Below are 20,915 nucleotides of genomic sequence, written 5' to 3'. Positions count from 1 at the left end.
CTTCTCAGTTTTCCATTATTGGTAGTTGCACATTTTCTGTCGGAAATTGCCTAGAATTATTTTGTGCCATGTTTTGGTTAATGTGAGTTTCCATTATTTTCCCATTTTCTAATAAAAGTACTCTATTTGATATTGCACTGAGAAATTCCAAATCATGTGAGATTGTAATTAATGTGTGTGTTTCATTCAATTCTTGAGCCAATTTGATGAAATCTTGCTTATGCTTATAGTCTTGTCCAGTTGTAGGCTCATCGAAAATCAAAATATTCGGTTGTGATACTAATAACGAAGCAATTGCAACCCTTTCTCTTTCCCCATAACTTATTTTAAAAGTACCTTTGTTATCGTAACCCTTAAGATTCAATAAATCGAGGGTTTCGTTTAAAAGCTTGTTTTTCTCATCCTCACTCAATCTTTGAATCCAAGGCGCGTATAAAATTTCATTTGAAACCTTGGTCGTCAGAATATTATCGTCTGGGTTTTGAAAGAGCACACCGATTTTCCTTATTGCTTGTTTACGTTTATAACTCCCGATCAGCTTTCCATCAATCATTATAGAGCCTTGTTTTGGCTTAAGAACGCCTGCTAAGATAAGTGCAAGAGTCGTTTTTCCAGAACCATTCTCACCCATTATTCCCAGGGATTCTCTTTCAAAGATTGAAAAAGAAATGTCAGTTAAAACGGAGTAATTATTATAGGAGAATGAAAGATTTTCTACTTGCAAGATTTTAGATCCATTAGTAATATTGGATTGTAGTGAGGGGTATATGGTCGTATTCAAAGGCTGTATTCCATAAGTGTTACAAAATTTTGTGTCTGTTAATATTTGAGGATCATCTGCAACTATTTCTCCACGATTTAGAACGATAACCCGATCGGTAATTTTACTAACTTCTTTTGTCCTATGCTCTGCAATTATAACAGTGATATTTTGATTTTCGCTGATTTGATCGATTAATGCTAGTATTTTTCTACCTGTTTTAAGGTCAATATTTGAAGTGGGCTCATCAAAAACCATTATAGCTGGACGAAAAGCAAGCATAGACGCAATACAGACTCTCTGTTGCTGTCCCATTGATAGTTCTGTCAATGGTTTTTCGGCAAATTTCTCCATTTCTACTGCTTCAAGTGCAAAATAAACCCTTTCTTGTATTTCCTCAGGAGGCAATCCTAAATTCTGTGGACCAAACGCTACTTCATCTTTAACCTTTAGAGAAAATAGTTGGGCCGATGGATTTTGGAGCACAACACCAACTTTATTTTTTAAGTGATAGGGAGGTGTTCTTTGGAGATTTTCACGTCCAACAGTTATATTGCCTTTAATTTTTCCTTCGGAATAAGAGTGCGGTATTAATCCGCTTATACATAATACTAATGTTGACTTGCCGCATCCGCTGGGTCCAACAATTAGTAAACGCTCACCTTTATTGACTTTCAGATTGAAATCCTTCAAGGCAGGTTTCTCTGTGTTCGAATAACAATAAGAAAAATTCTCAACATGAATAAGCGGATTCATTTTAGTAACATCAATCTCCTTTAAGGTAGTTCTTCATCTCCATATAGACAGATGTCATACACTCCAACCAATAGATGGTACTTTACGTAAGTAAAGAGGTAGGCACTTTAAAGGATCAAAAGGAGAGATAGAATTTGTAAGCATGAAATTGTAAAAGATACCTACCTAGGGTAGGTTATCCTACCCTAGATATATATAGTTTTCGATTGTCCGCGCACGTATCCATTAGATGATTTATGTCGAAAAATAAACCATTGAATTTATTACAGATTTTACTCCAATTTTGTAGGTACAATTCGATCTGGTTCCATTAAAGAGGATTTCGCCGCGTAAAACGGTCTATTGATAGGAATCTTTCCTAGAAATCCCCTTTTTTTCATTATTTTTCAATTTCAAAACGGTTTCGTGCCAATATACAGTGTTTACCCCTCGATAGGTTAAAAAATACTTCATTTTCTAGAGATCCTATCTTTGTGAGGGATATACATAGATTTAGCATACTCTCTTGTAAAATCTGGATCAAGCACAAGTTCCAAATAACGAACTTTTCGGCCAATCTCCTCTGACATTTTCCTAGATTCTTTGGATAGAAGTGCCATCCTTGCACCGGTTCCCGCAGCGTTCCCTACCGATTTAATTATTTCTATAGGAAAGTTAGGAATCATCCCGATAGTGATGGCTGCCTCTGGATCTACATAGCACCCAAAAGCGCCAGCAATAAAAACATGCGCAACATCATCAATTTTAATTCCTTTATTTTTTAATAAAAGTGCGGCTCCGGCATGCATTGCTGCTTTAGCTAGTTGCAATTGTTTTATATCTTCTTGAGAAATAGCGAGGTTTTCTTCAAGAACTGTTTCATCTTTCCGCAAGAGTATAAATTTAGACTCTCCTTTTTTGTCGACAATCCTTGGAGTGGGAAGAGAAACGTTTATACGCCCTCTGTGATTTATAATTCCCGCCTTAAACATTTCCGAAAGGGCGTCAATTATTGCTGAACCACAGATACCTCTAGGTTTCGCATCATCTATTGTTTTATAGGTGACTTCAAAAGTTACAGGATCGATTTTTAAGCGTTCAATTGCCCCAGTCGATGCACGTATTCCATGCTTGATATACGCACCTTCAAAGGCGGGCCCTGATGCACAAGAACACACAAGTATATCATCTTTATTTCCAAGAGCGATTTCTGTATTCGTACCAATATCTAAGGTCAAACATATTTCATCAGATTTGTATATTTCTGTAGCTAATATTTCAGCGACTTTATCTCCTCCCACAAAGCCCGCTATTATAGGAAGAAGGTGAACATTTCCATAAGAATATATATCAAGTTTCAACTTTTCTGTGGGAATATCCAGCGAATTTTTCACCACTGGAACATACGGTGCTATCGGTAAATAATCAGAAGGGATACGTAAGAATGTATGATGCATAGCAGTATTTCCGACCGCACAGATCTCATAAACCTCGTATAATTTCACCTCTGCTTTTTCACAAAGTGACTCTATGAGTTGATTTATTCCTTCAACGATAATATCAGACATTAAATTTGGGTTCTTTGTTGCAAAAGTGATTCTTGAAACAACATCTTCTCCATAAGGGATTTGCGGATTCATAATAGAGTCAGCAGCCATCAAACTTCCATTATAAAGATTGATCAAATAGGCAGCAATCTTAGTAGTTCCAATATCTAGTGCTACCCCATAATTTTTCTCGAATGTCATCCCACGCTCAATATCAATGATCTTTTGGTTATTCCAAATTGTTACGGTCACAACCCAATCTCCATCTCTTAAAACGTGAGGAATCTTTTTGAGAATGTTAAAGTCTATTCCAATATTGTGTCCAAGAATGTTATGAACTTCATCCATAATTCGCTCTGCATCAGCTCTAAGATCCTGAAGAGCTGGTGGGGTCATCTTCAACACTACTTTCTGAACAAACGGATCAAATTCTATAGGAACTTCAATACCTTCAATCTGAAGCCGTTGTTTTCCAGTTCTGCTGTTTATTGGTATTTCTACAGTGACATTTCCTTTTGGAACTGTGCAACACGCCAATCTGTATCCTTTTTGAATTTCTAGTTGAGTGAGAATTCTTTTTTCATCATCGGTAATTAGGTTGACAGCATTTTTTTCTGAATTTATTATAATCTTACATTTACCACATATTGCGGTTCCTCCACAAATAGCTTGAATATCTATGCCTCCCTTTATTGCGCCTTCCAATATGGTTTCGCCGTTGGCGATGGTAACCCTTTTTCCATCAGGTTGAAATGTTATTTCACTTTGATTCATAGATATATGCTCCGATTATGTATTATTTAGAATATTCTGTAAAGAGGATGGTTCTTGGTTCTAGTTTTTATACGATCTTCTCGCATTGCATATGCAATTATTGCATCAGTCATTGCGGCTGCAGGAAATATTATCTCTGCATTTTTTATTGGACCATATAGGATAAAATTGGCTCCTGCATTTTGAAGAATCGTCACACAACCTGTCATACATGTTTTCTTTGCATCCATTCCATATTCCTTTAGGCGCGTCCATTGCAGAAGTTGTCTGTATGGTGATCCTCCAGCCGGTAGGCCAAACTCTTCTTTAATTAAAGGGATTGCTTTAGCCACTAGGCCAACACCTGGTATATCGCAAGGTGACCCATCGATTAACGTATTTTTGACCCCTGATCTCTCTGCAATTGTTAAAAGACCTTCCTGACGCGAGGTCCCATTTAGTATTTCAACTCTTCCTGCTGGCTTGGGACTCGAGAGATTAAAGGAGTAGATTATAGCAGAGTCCACCCCTGCCTCTTTTATAGCCATTAATTCCTCTTCTTTTGTAAAATAAGCTATGTGATTATAAACAATTCTATCACTTAAACCTACCTCTGCAGAGTGTTGGACGGCCGAAATTTTTACATCCATCTGGGGACTATAAAGCAATATAGGAGCATCGGTGAGATTCGCTACAAAATCAATATATTTACAAATGGCTTCAGGGCTTGTACCTACAACATCTATCATTATAGGGTTGCCGGTTTTTTCCGACAACTCAGATTGTTTTTCTATGAATTCTTCTGCTTTCTGCTTGTCGAATGCCCCTGTTTTTTCGTTTTCAACGATTTTATCGCCGTGATAGAAGATTGTTCCAATTAATACAGTAGGGAGTTCTCCTAGCTGTCCGCCCACTTCAACGTTTCCTATACGAAATACTTTCTGTTCATTCTCAAATTTAAACACGCTGTTCTACTCCTGAAAGAAGAAATGCTTTCCATTAGGGAGTTAAAGACATATTATCTCCCAATTCATCGTTTTTAAACCTAAGGACCTTGTTGACTTTTAAAATGATTTAGAAAATCTTGTAAAGTGGGTGTTCTCTAGTTCTCGTTTTAACCTTATGTTTTCGCATTGCATATGCAATTATTGCATCAGTCATTGCAGCTGCAGGAAATATTATCTCTGCATTTTTTATTGGACCATATAGAATGAAATCGGCACCTGCCCTTTGTAGGACTGTCACAGAACACGCCATACAAATTTTCTTTGCAAGTTTCCCATATTCCTTTACGCGTGTCCATTCTAGGACAGCATTGCAAGGAGCACCTCCTGCGGGTAGGCCAAATTCCTGTTTAATTAGTGTAGCCGCTTCGGCTACTAGTCCAACACTTGGCACGTCAAACGTTGCTCCATCTATCAAAGTATTTTCGACCCCTGTTTTCTCAGCAATTTTTAATAGGCTCTGATCGTTTGATTCTTTTCCATACAGCATTTCAAGTCTACCTTTAGGCCATGCATTAGATGGATTAAAGGTTAAAAGTAACGCGGATTTAACACCTACCTCTTTTATTGCTGTTAATTCCTCCTCGTAGGTCTTGTACCAAATAGAATTATAAACAATTCTATTGAGTAAGCCAACTTCTGCAGCGTGTTTGATGCCTTCGATTTTTACATCCATAAACGAACTATCTACTAATATAGGAGCATCTGTGAGATTCGCTACAAAATCAATATATTTACAGATAGCTTCAGGACTTGTGCCTACAACATCTAGCATTACAGGATTACAAGTTTTTTCCGACAACTCAGATTGTTTTTCTATGAATTCTTCTGCTTTCTGCTTGTCGAATGCCCCTGTTTTTTCGTTTTCAACGATTTTATCGCCGTGATAGAAGATTGTTCCAATTAATACGGTAGGTAACTCCCCTGGCTGTCCACCCACCTCAACGTCTCCTATATGAAAAATTTTCTGTTCATTCTCAAATTTAAACAAATTTATCACTATCCCTTGACGTTTACATATGAGTTCACGTTAGCTTATTAAAGAAAAATATTACTCTACTCTATTTTTATAGTTGAATACTATAGATTTATATAAGTTGTCTTTGTAGGAATTCATGATAAATTCGTTAAAAAACCTGGGATATGGAAATTTTTGAAATTAAAGTTCCGCAGTTCTAAAATGAAAAAAAGGCCATGAACACAGTATTTATAGCTGAAAGTGACAAAAAGTGAGTCTACATTACTTGAATCGTAGTATCTTAATTACGTAAGTTTATTAATTGTATATGATCCACAAAAAGTTTATGAATCGTTAATGCAACAACTGCATGATGAGAAAAAACCTTATAAGAGATCTAAAGGTGGAAGTTATGGAAATTGCCATAGAGTTTTCAGATGAAGAACTCAAATTAGTAAAAAAGTTACTAACGAGTAAAAAAGATAAGCGTCCAACAAAAGAAATTTTAGAGGAAAAATTTCGTGATTATAAAATAGGTCTGGTTTTTAGTGCACACCACAAACTAAGTGAAATTTGTCCAAAGTGCGGCTCAATTGAGACCACACAAGATATGGATTGGAACTCGATTGACGATGGAAATGGAAAAAATATAATATTTTTAAAATGTAAAAATTGCAGTAACAAATTCAGTATTATTTGGAATCCTTTTGAAACAGATCCCCCCTCATGGTAAGCAAAGAAACAGTACTTGGTCCTAATGAATAAAAAAATAAATGGAGCACTTGTTATGAATAGTCTAAGGGAATCATTGAAAATAAAAGTAATTTTCTCAAAAGAAGAAATCGAAATATTCAAAAACCTATTAGAAGGGAGAAAAGAAATACGCCCTCTAAAAAAGATCTTGGAAGAGAAAATAACAGAATACCAATTAGGACTAATTTATAATGCAAAAGTAATACTGAATGATGCCTGCCCAAGCTGCGGGTCACTAAACACAAAAGAGGATCATAATCGTCCGCCGACACTCACAAAGGGTGGAAATTTTATAATATATCGCCAATGTTGCGAATGTAACACAAAATTCAGTGCACATTTTATACCATCCTTCGAAGCTGACTATAGTATTTAAGACCTGTCTTTCATTGTTAAACATTTCTAGAATGCGTCTTCACGCAAATCGACTTTGTGAGGTATGTAAAATAGTTTAGAAAGCAAGATCAAGAAGGAAACTCAATGATCGAGAGGAATTTTTCAATAAGATTTTCTTTAATAAGATAAATACATACTCATATCGAATAGAAGGGAGATATATTGTTAAAATTTGAAAAGCCACAAGAAATATTTAGAATTGGTAATGTTGAGATCGGAGGGCAACCTGGAGAATTGCCTACCGTATTAGTTGGAAGCATATTCTATTATAAAGATAGAATTGTTGAGAACCAACATCAAGGTATTTTTAAGAAGAAAGAAGCACTACGAATAATCAATAAGGTAGATACCATATCCATGAAGACAGGAAATCCCTACGTGATAGATATAGAAGCAATTAGTAATCGTTCAATTGAAAAATTCATAGACTTTGTTTCGGAAGTAACAGAGGCACCCTTTTTTATAAATAGCACTAATATCCCAGTCAGGCTACATGGTGCCAAGTACGTAAATGAAAAAGGTCTCCAAAATAGGACAATCTACGCTTCTATAAATTTCAAGGTAGAAAAAAGTGAAATTGAAGTGCTAGAACAATCAAAAATAGATGCTGTACTAGTTCAAGCATTTAACCCTCAAAACCCGTGGTCTAAAGGAATGATGAAGATTATGAGAGAGGGACTCAATGGAGAAGGACTTGTAGATATGGTAATAAAGGCAGGAATAAAAAAACCCCTCCTCTTTGCAAACATCTACGATGTACCGAGCATTGGTATCGGTGGAGAAACTGTCTACATGTTAAAAAATGAGTTTGGTTTGCCGAGTGGTACAGCTCCGGTGGGTGTAGTCGGTGTATGGGGGAAAACGAAAGAGGCCAAAGAACTATATGCGCAAATAACCAGTATTTGTGGCGCAAACGCCGCAGTTTTCTCAAAACTCATGGGATCAGATTATATACATTACGGTTCTTTGAAAAGAGCCGCAAAAATTTTTCCATCAGTTGCCATGATTGATGCTATAATAGCTTATAATGCAAAGTTATACGGAGTTGAACCAAAGATAATAACACCTGCCTTACAAGATTTTTTTGATACTCCTGACAAAACAGTACCTCCGAAATACTTGCACGCTGAAAATTAAAATAAGAACATATAGGACGATATCGAGGGAGAATGTCTATTCAATATGCACGACTTGATACGACATCTATGGTTCATCTTACGAATTGAAAGAGATGATGCGGGAAAGAATTAAGTATAGTTTATTGAGTAGACATTTTGGATGATGAAAAACCTCTTTTGAGATGAAAAATCTTTTATAATGACGTGTCTTTTAGAAGACTGTATATTTTTTCTCGTGATCTTTATACTGTGGCAAATGGCTCGCAGACAAAAAGCCAGGCAATTGTCGCCCTATGGCATCGGGGGGGATCTCTTCTTTCTTTTCCTTTTTTAAATTGAGCATATCGTCAATCCTCAAAATCGATATAGCTGTCTCACACGCTCCTTTGAATATTGCTTTAGTAACTGCCAATGGCATAATGATACCAGCGTTCATCATATTATCAATTTTCTTACCTAACGCATTATATCCATACCACATATTGGCAGACTGTTGATGTTCCGCAATGAGGAAAGGTAGAATATCTAATGAATTCAACCCTGTATTTGTCACCAACGCTCTTGGAATGCAAAGCAGAGCATCTGCAAAGGCTTTTACAGCAAATTGTTCCTTACCGTGAAATTCTCGTGAAAACTCTGTCAGTCGTTTTTTCAATTCTACCTCAACAGCCCCGCCGCCAGCAACTATCTTATTACATTTGAAAAGATTTGCTGTAGCGTAAAGAACATCAAGCACTGTTTTTTCGACATCCTCCATTATTTCTTTCGAAATGCCACGTATTAATATACACACTGATTGCGGGGTTTTGCATCCCTCAATAACAACAATTTTATTATCACCAACTTTTCTCTCCTCAACCAAATTGGCTGATCCTAAATCCTCTTCCTTTAAGTCGTCAAGATCTCTAACTATATTTGCATTACAAGCCTTGGCAACCCTTAGTATAAATTTTTGCTTTGCAGCCCATCGATATAGTGTTACAGCCATAATTCCAGCTCTGGCCAGAAAATATGCCGCCAAATCATCAATACGTTTTTCACAGAAAACAACGTTTGCACCTGCTGCCTTTATCTTATTTACCCAATCTTTTAAGATCTGTGCCTTCTTATCTATGAAAGGTTTGATTAATTCTGGATTATTTATTTCAATCTTTCCCTGAACTGTAGGAGGGTGATGTTCAAGTTTTTCTATCTCTAAAGGATGAGTAAGAACTGCAATCTTCGGATTTTTGACGTGCTTCGGCATTTGTGGATGAATCAATTGTTCATCCATAACCATTCCGCGTACAAAAATTGAATCGTTAACGGTCTTACCAGGTTTTTTAACGATATGAACCAGATCAATATTAGCAATCCAGTTGTTGTCTCTTTTTTCCTTGATTCGTTCAATAACATCAAGAACGATATCTGTTAATACTAAACTAGCCTTTGCACCCAGTTTGGTAGACATGATGGTATAGACTACTTTTTTGAGAATCTTTCTATCAGCAGACTCTATTTCTACTGCAATCTCGTCCAGAATCCTAAGTGCTTTCTTTAATGCCTCCTTGTATCCATGAATAATAATTGAAGGATGTATCTTATCGTCTAATAGTCTCTCTGCGCGTTCTAGAAACTCGCTTGCTAATACAACGGACGAAATAGAGCCATCACCCGTTGTATCCTTTTGAGCGGTTGCCAAATGGATCAGAATCTTTGCTACAGGATGCCATATGCTCATTCTTTTAAGTATCGTTGCCCCATCACAAGAGATAATGAAGTATTTGAGACTATCTACAAGGAACTTCTTCGAACCGCTAGGACCAAGACTTTTCTGTAGAATAGCTCTAATTATCTTTGCGATCAAAATATTACTCTTTACTAACTCTGAGCCATTTAACTGACTTATACCTTCTCTAATCAGTGGAGAAGTCATTAGTGCAGCATCTATGTTTGACATCTCTCTCACCTATGCTATTCTTACTCGAAACTTAATGATTATCATACCGATCAATGAATCCAGTTCTTTTACTTATATTATTTCAGAAATCACTTTGCTAATGACTCCATATACCTTTTTGTGCAAAATCACATTTTTGAAAGATTTTAAGAATGTATTTAAGACGTCATTTTACATGTTTGTAAATAATTTACTTGGAACTAAGCCATAGATTGCACTTTCCTTTGATTTGCAAATAAAGGATTAACTCACTTTGGCTTTAAGCAAATTTCAAAAAGATTCTATAAATTCACAATATATAGAGATACAAGTCTGGGAATGAAACGAGGAGTTATTCTCGAAGAGCTGGAGAGGCAGCATATATATATACTTATGCGTTGGCAAACACCAGAGTTCAAAACTGTTTTGATCCTCCCTTTTAATTTTGAGGATATGTACATTCATTGATAGGTTCATTTGAGCAAAGAGCAATCCGAGGTGGTAATTGTCTACTATCAAATGTTATAAAGTTTTTTACTCGAACGAATACGCCAATAACTCAAGAGGAATTTTGTAGGGATCGTCTCTTTGCAAGGCTTAGTGTGATTGTACATGCATATACTACGATTTACTTTTTTTTCTTCTTTTTTTAAATGAAAGTAAACAATTCTGAAATTCATCAAAAGATTTTTTGGAAATAATGCCGATTAAATTACCATCGTCATCAACCACACAAAGCCTGTTTATCGTAGTCCTCTCGAATTGGGACGCAATATCAAAGACTCTATCATTTGAGAATACGGAATATATGGACGACACCATCACATCTTTTGCTATAAATTCGCAAGGATTCTTGCCTTCCGAGATTAATTTGACAATTACTCCTTCGGTAATAATACCAACAGGCTTGTTCGAGTTTATAACAAGAATGCTATCAACCTGATGGCTGATCATTAATTCAGCAACTTTTGTTAAGTTATCTTCCAGATCACATGTAACAATATCTATAACCATATCAATCGCTAAGGGAGCGATCTTATTAATTTCTTCACTCATTTTCTTCACCATGTTTTTAGGTTCTTCCTAATCAAATTAGATCCGATTATTTTTTGCTGTGAATGCCGGAAAAAGAATTATCAATTCCTTTAAAAAATAAAAAAGGTTGAGGGGAATTGTCAAAGTCGCTAGAAGGGCTTTGCAATTCTTTTTATTTCTGCTGTGCTTTCCGTGGGTTGAAGCGCCTCTAAATCAATTGGAAATGTACCGTATTCTTTTACCTTTCTGATAAGGTATTTGAATCTTTGCATTGTACATGCAGGTGAAACCGTGTCCAGTTTGACAGGTACAGAGCCTCCTCCTGGTGCTGTATCTCTTATATGTCTTCTTACTCGTTCATCTAAGATCTCCAAGGCAGCATAATTGATGGTTTCAGCATCGGTTCCGACAACCCAGAGTTTCTTGTTTTTCGCAGATATTTTTTTTGCAGCAGCTAAGTCAGCTATTCGTGTATCCATCCCATACATGAACACAATGAATCCACTATTATCCATGTAATGTTGCCAAAAGTTTTTCCAGTCATCAACAGCTTCGTAAAATCTGAATACGCCCCAGTTGTTATAGGGTGTTCTCTTTATGACCTTCATAGCAGCTGGCATTGCGAATTCTTCCCAGTTCTTTGTACCGATCAGCGGAACGTCGCATGCGGCAGCCCACATGAAAGGAAATAGTGTTGGTGCATGGGGCTTTACAACTTCTTCGTATTGAAACTTACCATAGTCGGTCGCTAAATCCACGTATAAGTCTAAGACTTTCCACAAGAATTCAGGATCTCTGCGTGCCCATTTAATAAGTCTTGTGAATCCCATAGTCTTAAATGCGATGTCCCAAGGGGTAGCTTGGAAGTAGAAGGGTGTAAGACGACCGGGTAAGGTCTCAAATATTGTCTTCATTATACCAGCAAAAAATGGTCCTCTGCCCTCTGTACTTAAGTCGGGTACTCTTAATTTGTCAAAATCTGCCTTCTCTTTGATTATTTCTCCATCTGGTGCTACACAGGGGTACGACGTTGTTGGACGGAGGAGTTTGCACCCTAGTACTTCAGGCTCGATGTTGTATACATCAAAGTCAGCCTGTGGAAACTCATGTTCCAGCTTGTCTACAACCCAATATTGACTCGCCACGAGTTTTTTATAGCTATAGCAGCACTCAAGTAAAGGAATTTTTGAGTGGTGTGAGGCAAACGTTTCCATAAGCCCAGTAGGCCCAGGTATTCGCCATTTAGGTTCTTTATAGGTTGCAAGTCTTGCTATGGCTTCAGCAGGTGTCTCAGGATATTTATCAATTCTAGCCTTGATTTTTTCTGTGTGTTCTTGGATTCTCTTTTCCATTTCTGGCTCTGTCTTTTCCTCGTATACTTTCTCACCAAATATAGTTTCTCCAAAACCCATTTTTTATACACCTCTATTAAACTGCTCCTATTAGTCTTTTACACTCGCGTACAGCATCAGCTGCATCTCTGCCGAATCCGTCCGCATTGTATTGAATTAACATATCACGATATGCGCCAGCACCACCGATTATATATTTTACTTTGTCCCTAACACCAGCCTCAGTAAGTGCCTTCTCAATTGCTGGAAGCTCTATATCAGCTGTTGATGTAGAATAGGCGGAAGCCCCAATTAACTCTGGGTTGTATTTCTTTATTGCCTCAACGAATTTTTCAGGATAGACATCTGAGCCCAAATCAATGACTTTAAATCCAGCACCTCTCAGAAATGCACCAACAAGGTTTTTTCCGATGTCATGAACATCTCCTCTAACAACTCCAAGAACTATCGTCGCAATAAAATCTGCGTTACCACTTTTTTCCAATTCAGGAAGGACAATATTCAGGGATTTTTTCGCAGCTTCACCAACCATCATTAGATCAGCAATGAAGTACTCTTTTTGCTCAAGTCTTTTCCCTGCAACTGTCAAGCCATTTTTCATCGCATCGATGACTTCCATTGGCTTTGCACCTTCATTAACCGCACGTTTTGTCAGCGCTTCTGCATCGTCATCTTCGCCCTCAAGAATAGCGTTTTCTAAGTCCTTTAAAGTAGACATTTTTTCTATCTCTCCTAGTTTTGATCCATTTTACATATTTTTTGGATGAACCTCTATTTTCAAGAAGTCCATTTAAGTTATAGCGAATTATTATTATAGTTTTAATATAAAAAGTTTATTACTTAATAATAATTTTTTTGTATTTATGATATAATTTATTATAATTATGAATATGCTTTTTTCAAATAACAATTTAATACATCCAATCCTGGTGTTTCCTTTTTACGAAAAAATCGTACTATGAAGTCGGTATTCTACATCGGATCGATATTCATTCGGGCGAGCCCTTCAGGGTATTTTAATAAAGAATAATTTTCTTACAATTAGTTTATAAGCTCCGCGTAGTGTAAAAATATAAGAATGCCAATATTAACGGAAAGAAGTCACAGGTTACATTCTGCATGTGAAACTGGCATAACAAGAAGGATCCTTTGTCAGTTGCATATTTTATTTGAGCTCCTGCAAATCAACCAATTTCACTCTTTAAAGGATTAATGGAATCGTGAATTCAAACATTTTAAAAATGTACTTACCTTAATACTTATAAATATGGATTAGATTTTTATTATAATTAGTTTGTATTTCCCTAATATAATATTTGAAAACGAGATTATATAGCGGAAACTATTATTCGCATTATCTATAGAGTGATTGCAATGGACGTATCGATACTCAAAATTAAGGAAGACCTTTTAGAAAAGGTAAAACTAGCAGTAATTGATGGCAACGATATTATAATCGGTAAATATATATTAAACGTATTGAATTCGAACATTCCAAATCCATTTGACTCTATTATGACCGTTCTTATTGAAGGCATTAAAAGAGTTGCAGATATGTACGAAACAGGAGAATGTGAGCTGCCAGATTTGATACTAGCGGGGGAATCACTCAAAGAAGCACTTAGTATTATAACAAATAACGTGCGCGACCCCTCTAGTTTTTTACAAATAAAAAAAGGAAAAGTTATCCTAGGAACTGTAGAAGGTGACACTCATGATATCGGCAAAAATGTCGTTGCAGCCATGCTTCAAGCTAATGGTTTTGAAGTTATAGATCTCGGACAGAACGTACCACCTCAGATATTCGTCGAAAAGGCAGTAGAAGAAAAGGCGAATATTATAGGGGCCTCTTCATTTATGTCAAGCACTAGAAATTCTCAAAAAAAGATTTTAGAAGAATTAGAAAAGGTGGGACTTAGAGATAAAATTATTTTTCTCATCGGTGGGGCTGCGGTCTCAAAAGATTATGCCAAAACGATTGGTGCAGATGGATATGCGAAAGACGCTTTTGAGACAGTTGAACTGCTTGAGGGCTTGGTTAATAACCAAAAGAAAATTACACCAGAAAAAAATCACAAATTATTACTTAAAATGGAAGAAAACAGAAAAATGATTGAACAATTAGCTGATCAAGTCAAACAGTTTCAAGATATTATTGGGAAGACAACTAGTAGAGAAGTGAATGTTGATAAAAGTCGCCTTTTAATTTCGCAGAAGTTCATAAATGTCAAAAATATAACGTTTTCAGAAGAAAAGGTTTACAAAATATTATCAAGTTTGTCCAACAAAGTTCGCTTAAGGGTTCTTATGGCTCTATGGCAAAAACCTTTACATTTTTCCGAAATCGAAGAAGTCATATCAGTTAAAGGCGGTCATCTTCAATTTCACGTGGGAAAATTAAAAAACGAAGGATTAATTGAACAAAAGAAGAACCGAGGAAAATACTCAGTTACTCAAAAAGGCAAAAAAGTAATAATGATAACAAGTCAATTATCATCGCTTGAGAATTAACACACACTTAGAATATTCTTGGCAAGAGTAAGTGACATCCTCCCCAGCCGTTCGGCTGGGGCTTACAGCTTTCCATCGTGGTCTCGTTCCCTCACGGGAAGCGATGTTTCGTCTACTTCTATGGGCTTACGGAAACTTACCAGGTTGCACACGCTGCTCAATCACTATCCTGCCCCTTATTCAGGGGAATTTCTTGCGATGCTGGATAGCGACCTCATGCACGGGCTTCCTCACGCTTACCCCTGTCACTACGCTGACTGGTCGCTTATGGGAGGATATGCCTCCACCCCAGTCGGAAGGGGACTTCCCGCCGCATAAGTTAAAAAGTAAATCGCCAAAAAAAATCAAATCGAGTTTCGTGTGGGCTTATTTTATTAATCATCTAATTAGTTCCAGCGTCTATTAGGCAATTTACAATGTGGCTGAATGATAGGATATAGACCCCTTCTACCTGGGCAGTTTTCGCTGAAGGAGGTATCTACTCGCCTTTAGACTGTGACAGTTCAAAAAGAAATAATATGTGCGTAAGGATAGTTGAGTGATATCTAAACTAAAGACCTCTAAAATCAAAAACATGCATTTACTCATTTCTTAAACAGTTTAAACGAAGCAAGATTGCCTTGATAGAGAAAATTCTCCAGATACCCTTGGAAGCGATACGAAGATGATCGCATAGTGAATATAGAGAATTTTGCTGGTTTCAACGAGAGATAAAAATTATTCAAAAAAATTGAAGTTTTTAAAGCAAAATGTGATGAATCGTGATTATATCAATGCCAGCTTTGACCTTTGGCTGGAAATGAACATATCTCCTGATAACAGAGCAAAGGGGCAAAAAATTGCTTATGATTCATCAAATATTATATTCGCAGTGTTGGGTAAGAGATTCACCGCTAAAAGATTTCTTTCGGTATTCACAAGTTCTTGGACAATATTGGCAGGCAAAGTATTCTTCTGGTGTGGCCGCGAAAATGCCTGAAAGTGATTTTCTAGGTATCATTAAAAAACTGGGCGTAAGATGAACCCCTATAGTCCCAGTCGGATTCAAAATCTGAAAAATAACCTCTTGTTGCTTGATATCAAAGAGTTTACCTGTTCCAGATCCCGGAGTAAAGTTGGATATTGTGCTTCCCAATTTTTCTTTCATTAAAGATCTGACGTAGGCAGCTGCTTTCTCTACTGCGTAATCTGCTATACACTCCATGATAAATCCTCGAAGTATGCTACTTTTAGTTTCTTCTGAAGCTTTTTTTTCCAGTCCTGGTCCAATTGTAACTATATAGGGAACTACTGTTTGATTAACTTTTAATACTTCACCAAGGATCGAACTCTTTAGAATGTATTCGCTTTCTAATTGGATTTCATCCTTCTTAATACTAGTCACTTTTAATAAGGTGTATACTGTCGTAGGTTCAATCAATCGACGGCAGTCCTCTATAAGCGGTACTACTTTCGTCTCCTTCATTCTTCTGTTTTTTAGAGTTCGTATTAAGTCCCTAGCATCTAAATCAATAGGTATGAAATCAATTACTTCCACGAAAACGCCTCCTTAATTAAAGCAATTGTGAGTTTGTGGCGGAAGTTCTGTATCCCTGGAAGTAATATAAGAATATCGGGTCTAAATAAAAGGAGTCCGTTTTCAATACCCGATAAAACTTTATAACAATGTCACATCCTTTTGCAAGAGACTTGAGGGACACCATACTCACTTTGTCGATAGTCTCTAGCGCATTATCCAATAGGCTTCTCAAATTAGTAAGATTTGCTTTCTTCTCTTCTAATTGCAACGAGAAGAATTTCTGAGAATTCATCCACAGACTCAAGCTCGTGGCTTTCTTGAGGTGTCTCATAAGAAAAAATAGGTACTTATTTTGAATAATGAAGGTAGGCACACCCAGGATCATGTAAAGGAGAGATAGACTTTATCAAAATCCATTGGAGGGATATGCCTACCTTAGGTGCGACCACTTCATTGCTGTATAAAAGTCTTATTGTACAACATTCAGCAATCAAATCCTTCTGAAATAAGTTACAATTTAGTATGTTTTCTGCGTCGAAGTCGAAGCGAGGGGCATCGATAATAAATTTGAAGATTATAAAAGAGAGATATAGAACAAAATGGGTGATACTAGAGGATAAAAAAGACAATAAAAATCAACATATTGCAAAAACTTACGTTTTAAGATTTCGTTCATATTCATTCGATTTGTAGTTTACTCAGGAAAATTTTATATCCATAAACCTTAATATTACATCTCTACAAATTTTTTATTAATGTACTAGAAGTTTTATATAAGTCTGAAAAACTTGTGATATTTGAAGAGCACAATTATTAGAAATATTATCTCACAAGAAGGTGATATTACATTTGATAAAAATCTCCATCGTTAAAGCGGGTAATATCGCTACGTCAACAGTTATTGATATTATTTTAGATGAACGAGCTCATAGAGAAGACATCATGATTAGAACCTTTGGCACTGGCTCAAAAATGCAATTAGAGTATATTAAAGAGGTTGTAGAAATTGCTGTTGCCATTGATCCCGATTTACTAATTTTTGTAGGACCAAATATTTCCTCAAAACGGAATATAGAAACTGCAAATATCTTAAAAGAATTAAATATGCCAATTATTTTGATAGGAGATGCAAAAGACCTCAAGATTACTGAAATACTAGATTCATTCAATATCGGTTATATTATTTTGGAAGGCGATCCGTTACTTGGGGCTAAAAGAGCAATACTTGATTCTACAGAAATGGTATTATTTAATGCTAATATATTGAAAGTGCTTTCAGTCTCGGGAACAATCCGTTTATTGCAACATGAATTGAATAAAGTAATCACTAGTCTGAAAGATAAAGGAATCCATCTCCCTAAAATAATAGTGAGTTCTGATCTTGCACTGCAATATGCTGGTATCAAAAATCCCTACGCTCATGCAAAAGCAAAAGCCGCCTACGAAATGAATATCCTAGTCCACAAGTTAAATTACCAAGGTTGTTTTGTTCTTAAGAAGAAAGATGAATACATCCCCTGTGTAATTAGTGCACATGAATTGGCGGAGTCCGCTGCAGACCTGGCGCAAACAGCAAGGAATATTGAAAAAATCAATGATTCTATTTTAAGAGATCCCCATGATCGATTTGGACAAATATTGAAAAAGACAAGTCTCTATGAAGATTTATCTGTCATTTAAATCGAGAGCGATGTAACTTCAAACCAATCGCTTATTTCTTTGTTAATAAACGTTTTAGAAGTTAGTAGAATCTCAAATGATCATAGAAATGTGTTAGATCTTTTAACGAAAAAATAAGTTAACTAAGCACTTTTATAGGAGTTCTGAGTATTATAGAATGACTAAAGTGACATAGACGACAAGTAGTTTTTACTCTAAGGGATTAGTATGATAGAAAAATTTGACATTATCATCATAGGTGCGGGGTGTGCTGGTCTAGCTGCTGGGATATACGCTGGGCGTTTTGGATTAAGCACTGCGATATTTGATAAACAACTTCCTGGTGGTCAGATAAACCTCACGGATGTTGTTGAAAACTACCCTGGATATGAAATGATATCAGGACAAGATCTATCAGAGATAATGGTGAAGCAAGTAGAGAATGCCGGTGCAAAAATCTTTGAATTTGAAGAGATTCGTGATTTAGATCTCTCGCAACCAATAAAAAAGGTAGTTAGTGAGATGGGAGAATACGAAGCTAAGGTTGTAATTCTTACAACAGGATCAAATTACAGAAGATTAGGTATTCCTGGTGAGAAAGAATATACAGGAAAAGGCGTGAGTTATTGTGCAACGTGTGATGGCCAACTTTATAAAAAAAAGAAGGTCATAACAGTTGGGGGAGGAGATGTCGCTGCAACTTATACAAGATATCTTAAAGAAATTGACGTTAATGTGCGTTTAGTCCATAGAAGAGATCAATTACGTGCTAAAGAATCATTGCAAAAGGATTTAGAGCGTCTTGGTGTCGAGATTATCTGGGATACTATAGTTACAGAAATCTTTGGCGATGATGAAAGCGTTACTGGTGCGAAACTGAAAAACATCAATACAAGTGAAGAAACAAAAATGGAGCTGGATGGCGTTTTTATCCATATCGGGAGCCTGCCAACTAACGACTTATCCAAAAAAGCGGGTATTGAACTTGACGAGCGTGGATACATTATTGTCAATAAAAAGAATGAAACAAATATACTAGGAATTTATGCTGCAGGAGATAATACTGGAAGTGAAGCTCAGTTAGCGATAGTAGTTGGTGAAGGTGTTAATGCCGCTATCCATGCCTATCAGTATATAAAAGGGGGATGGAATGGCTCTTGAACGAAACTACTACTAGATACTGGCTTCCTATTTCACAAACAATACTTGATTTCGTTAAAGGTGCTTTTATCATTAATGAAAACTGAACAAAGAAATCATTTCGAGCTCAATAGGTATCTTGTTCACATTGGTGACCAATATACTCGCCGCTGTACTCTTTCCTTCTATGTTCACACTTACGAGGGCAGTATTCACACGTCACATAATCATTAGGAGTTGCAGCAAAAACTCCTGAGATTGATTTTTTGGGCAACATTAAATAAGTTGGCGTAAGACGGACTCCGATTGTATTTGGATCTATGATCTTAAATAATACTTCTTGCTGATTGATATTAAAGAGTCTACCTGTACCTGTTCCTGGTGAAAAATTGTTTATATCGTTCCCTAGTTTTTCCTTAGCTAGAGAGCTTATATAAAGCCTTGCCTTATCTAAAACATAATCTGCTATCTGTTCCATAACGAATGCTTTAAGGATATTAATCTTTGACTCTTTTGATGTATATGTTTCAAGTTGAGATCCTATTGTAACAACATGAGGAACAATTGTTTGATCATTTTCTACTGAGTCTCCAAGGATTATACTCTTTATACTGTATCCATTGTCTACTTGGATCTCGGAATTATTAACCTTGGTTACTTGCACGAACTTGTAAACAGCTTTTGGCTCAATTAGTTCTATACATTCATCTATAAGCGGTACAACATCTTTTTCTCTTATCCTTCTTTTACCTAGTGTTTCCAGTAAATCATCAACATCCAATTCGAAAGGGATAGGATCGATTACTTCCATGGCAACGCTCTCCTTAATTTACATAAACTCAATTCATTGTAGATGATATATTGCCAGTGACATATAACAATTTCGATATAACAGTTGAGGTTGATCAATTCATTTAGGAATATATCAAAACCAAAAAGATTAGTAAAACTTTAAATAATGATGATGAACGACATCTGAGATGAGGCATTTAAATCAAGAGTCATTTAAAATTGAGGGACCTGTATTGCCAAAATACTGCAAAATCGTTTTACAGCCTAGTGGGCGTCGAGGGACGTTTCCCTGCGAAACAAATCTTCTAACTGCAGCATTAGAACTTGGTGAACCCATTGAATCGTTATGCGGAGGTAAAGGCTCCTGCGGAAAATGCATGGTTTTTATTAATAAGGGAATTGAGAATATTTCTGATTTAACTGATATCGAAAAGCAGATTTTAACAGAACAAGAAATCTCACAACACTATCGCCTTGCCTGTATGACAAAGGCTATCGGGGACGTAGAAGTCACTGTTCCCGAAGAAAGTCGACGTAGAGAACAAGTAATTCTGACTGAAGGTCGAAAGACTGATTTCACCATAGATCCGACTGTTAAAAAATATTTCTTAACCATACCTTTACCATCATTAGAGGATCTTTTGGCAGACCAAGAAAGACTTGCAAAGATTCTCGCACAAACTCATGGCTTGGAGAACTTGACCATCGATTTCCCTTTGGTTAAAAGATTGCCTAAATTGCTAAGAGAAAACAAGGGAAAAATTGCTGTAACTGTATGGAATGATCAGGAAATCATTGATATAGAGCCTGAGAACGCCTCAAAGAGTTATGGATTAGCCATAGATATTGGCACGACGACTGTTGTTGTCTACCTACTCGAACTCGATACCGGTAATCTCATCGGAATAGAGTCGATGACGAATCCACAAGTCACTTTTGGTGAAGATATTATCTCTAGAATATCC

The 20,915-nt window shown here is 36.4% G+C and carries 18 protein-coding genes; 8 read left to right on the top strand and 10 right to left on the bottom strand.

The features are described from left to right. Positions 1 to 4 precede the first annotated feature (4 nt). The 4 genes from QVB70_RS17570 to mtrH (QVB70_RS17555) all read right to left on the bottom strand — a co-directional run bounded on the left by QVB70_RS17570 (position 5) and on the right by mtrH (QVB70_RS17555) (position 5,790). Positions 5 to 1,516 (bottom strand): energy-coupling factor transporter ATPase, encoded by a 1,512-nt coding sequence (locus QVB70_RS17570; RefSeq protein ID WP_287589028.1) that lies wholly within the window; start codon positions 1,514 to 1,516, stop codon positions 5 to 7. 449 nt (positions 1,517 to 1,965) lie between these two features. Next, positions 1,966 to 3,816 carry an ASKHA domain-containing protein gene (locus tag QVB70_RS17565; protein WP_287589026.1) on the bottom strand — a complete coding sequence of 617 codons (1,851 nt, stop codon included), beginning with the start codon at positions 3,814 to 3,816 and terminating at the stop codon, positions 1,966 to 1,968. Between the two features lie 26 nt (positions 3,817 to 3,842). Continuing rightward, positions 3,843 to 4,760 (bottom strand): tetrahydromethanopterin S-methyltransferase subunit H, encoded by a 918-nt coding sequence (gene mtrH, locus QVB70_RS17560; protein ID WP_287589025.1) that lies wholly within the window; start codon positions 4,758 to 4,760, stop codon positions 3,843 to 3,845. A gap of 109 nt (positions 4,761 to 4,869) precedes the next feature. Continuing rightward, entirely contained in the window at positions 4,870 to 5,790 is a 921-nt protein-coding gene (gene mtrH / locus QVB70_RS17555; protein WP_287589023.1) for a tetrahydromethanopterin S-methyltransferase subunit H, read from the bottom strand. A 379-nt stretch (positions 5,791 to 6,169) separates the two neighbouring features. Here mtrH (QVB70_RS17555) and QVB70_RS17550 point away from each other — a divergent pair, with 379 nt between their 5' ends. The 3 genes from QVB70_RS17550 to QVB70_RS17540 all read left to right on the top strand — a co-directional run bounded on the left by QVB70_RS17550 (position 6,170) and on the right by QVB70_RS17540 (position 8,043). Beyond that, on the top strand, positions 6,170 to 6,490 hold the full coding sequence (locus tag QVB70_RS17550; RefSeq protein WP_287589020.1) for a hypothetical protein: 321 nt from the start codon (positions 6,170 to 6,172) through the stop codon (positions 6,488 to 6,490). A 54-nt stretch (positions 6,491 to 6,544) separates the two neighbouring features. Further along, positions 6,545 to 6,886 (top strand): hypothetical protein, encoded by a 342-nt coding sequence (locus tag QVB70_RS17545; RefSeq protein ID WP_287589018.1) that lies wholly within the window; start codon positions 6,545 to 6,547, stop codon positions 6,884 to 6,886. A 182-nt stretch (positions 6,887 to 7,068) separates the two neighbouring features. After that, entirely contained in the window at positions 7,069 to 8,043 is a 975-nt protein-coding gene (locus QVB70_RS17540) for a hypothetical protein (protein WP_287589016.1), read from the top strand. 192 nt (positions 8,044 to 8,235) lie between these two features. On the opposite strand, the gene thsB is transcribed toward QVB70_RS17540, so the two are convergent. From thsB to QVB70_RS17520, 4 genes are all read right to left on the bottom strand, one after another. Further along, positions 8,236 to 9,963 carry a thermosome subunit beta gene (gene thsB / locus QVB70_RS17535; RefSeq protein WP_287589014.1) on the bottom strand — a complete coding sequence of 576 codons (1,728 nt, stop codon included), beginning with the start codon at positions 9,961 to 9,963 and terminating at the stop codon, positions 8,236 to 8,238. Between the two features lie 600 nt (positions 9,964 to 10,563). Continuing rightward, a complete protein-coding gene (locus tag QVB70_RS17530) occupies positions 10,564 to 10,998 on the bottom strand; it encodes a CBS domain-containing protein (RefSeq protein ID WP_287589012.1) in 435 nt (144 codons plus the stop codon). 128 nt (positions 10,999 to 11,126) lie between these two features. Continuing rightward, positions 11,127 to 12,389 carry a uroporphyrinogen decarboxylase family protein gene (locus QVB70_RS17525; protein WP_287589009.1) on the bottom strand — a complete coding sequence of 421 codons (1,263 nt, stop codon included), beginning with the start codon at positions 12,387 to 12,389 and terminating at the stop codon, positions 11,127 to 11,129. Positions 12,390 to 12,405: 16 nt separating this feature from the next. Continuing rightward, entirely contained in the window at positions 12,406 to 13,047 is a 642-nt protein-coding gene (locus QVB70_RS17520; RefSeq protein WP_287589006.1) for a B12-binding domain-containing protein, read from the bottom strand. Positions 13,048 to 13,703: 656 nt separating this feature from the next. On the opposite strand from QVB70_RS17520, the gene QVB70_RS17515 reads away from it, so the two are divergent. Both QVB70_RS17515 and QVB70_RS17510 read left to right on the top strand, forming a co-directional pair. Beyond that, positions 13,704 to 14,840, top strand: a complete 1,137-nt coding sequence (locus QVB70_RS17515) for a cobalamin-dependent protein (RefSeq protein ID WP_287589002.1) — start codon at positions 13,704 to 13,706, stop codon at positions 14,838 to 14,840. A gap of 193 nt (positions 14,841 to 15,033) precedes the next feature. Next, complete coding sequence (locus QVB70_RS17510) at positions 15,034 to 15,246, top strand: hypothetical protein (protein ID WP_287589000.1); 213 nt, start codon at positions 15,034 to 15,036, stop codon at positions 15,244 to 15,246. Between the two features lie 447 nt (positions 15,247 to 15,693). On the opposite strand, the gene QVB70_RS17505 is transcribed toward QVB70_RS17510, so the two are convergent. After that, positions 15,694 to 16,377 (bottom strand): vitamin B12 dependent-methionine synthase activation domain-containing protein, encoded by a 684-nt coding sequence (locus QVB70_RS17505; RefSeq protein ID WP_287588999.1) that lies wholly within the window; start codon positions 16,375 to 16,377, stop codon positions 15,694 to 15,696. A gap of 831 nt (positions 16,378 to 17,208) precedes the next feature. Here QVB70_RS17505 and QVB70_RS17500 point away from each other — a divergent pair. Further along, a complete protein-coding gene (locus tag QVB70_RS17500; protein ID WP_287588997.1) occupies positions 17,209 to 18,039 on the top strand; it encodes a F420-dependent methylenetetrahydromethanopterin dehydrogenase in 831 nt (276 codons plus the stop codon). Positions 18,040 to 18,246: 207 nt separating this feature from the next. Further along, a complete protein-coding gene (locus QVB70_RS17495; protein WP_287588995.1) occupies positions 18,247 to 19,179 on the top strand; it encodes an NAD(P)/FAD-dependent oxidoreductase in 933 nt (310 codons plus the stop codon). A 106-nt stretch (positions 19,180 to 19,285) separates the two neighbouring features. Here the strand turns inward: QVB70_RS17495 and QVB70_RS17490 are convergent, their stop codons facing one another. Next, positions 19,286 to 19,969 carry a vitamin B12 dependent-methionine synthase activation domain-containing protein gene (locus tag QVB70_RS17490; protein ID WP_287588994.1) on the bottom strand — a complete coding sequence of 228 codons (684 nt, stop codon included), beginning with the start codon at positions 19,967 to 19,969 and terminating at the stop codon, positions 19,286 to 19,288. Between the two features lie 214 nt (positions 19,970 to 20,183). Here QVB70_RS17490 and QVB70_RS17485 point away from each other — a divergent pair. Beyond that, positions 20,184 to 20,915, top strand: a 732-nt coding sequence (locus QVB70_RS17485) for a 2Fe-2S iron-sulfur cluster-binding protein (protein WP_287588993.1), incomplete at its 3' end; no start/stop codon positions are given.

This window comes from Candidatus Borrarchaeum sp. (genome assembly GCF_019058535.1).
Classification (GTDB): domain Archaea; phylum Asgardarchaeota; class Sifarchaeia; order Borrarchaeales; family Borrarchaeaceae; genus Borrarchaeum; species Borrarchaeum weybense.
Note: the sequence above shows the minus strand (reverse complement) of the source record. Positions and strands in the feature narration are given on the sequence as shown.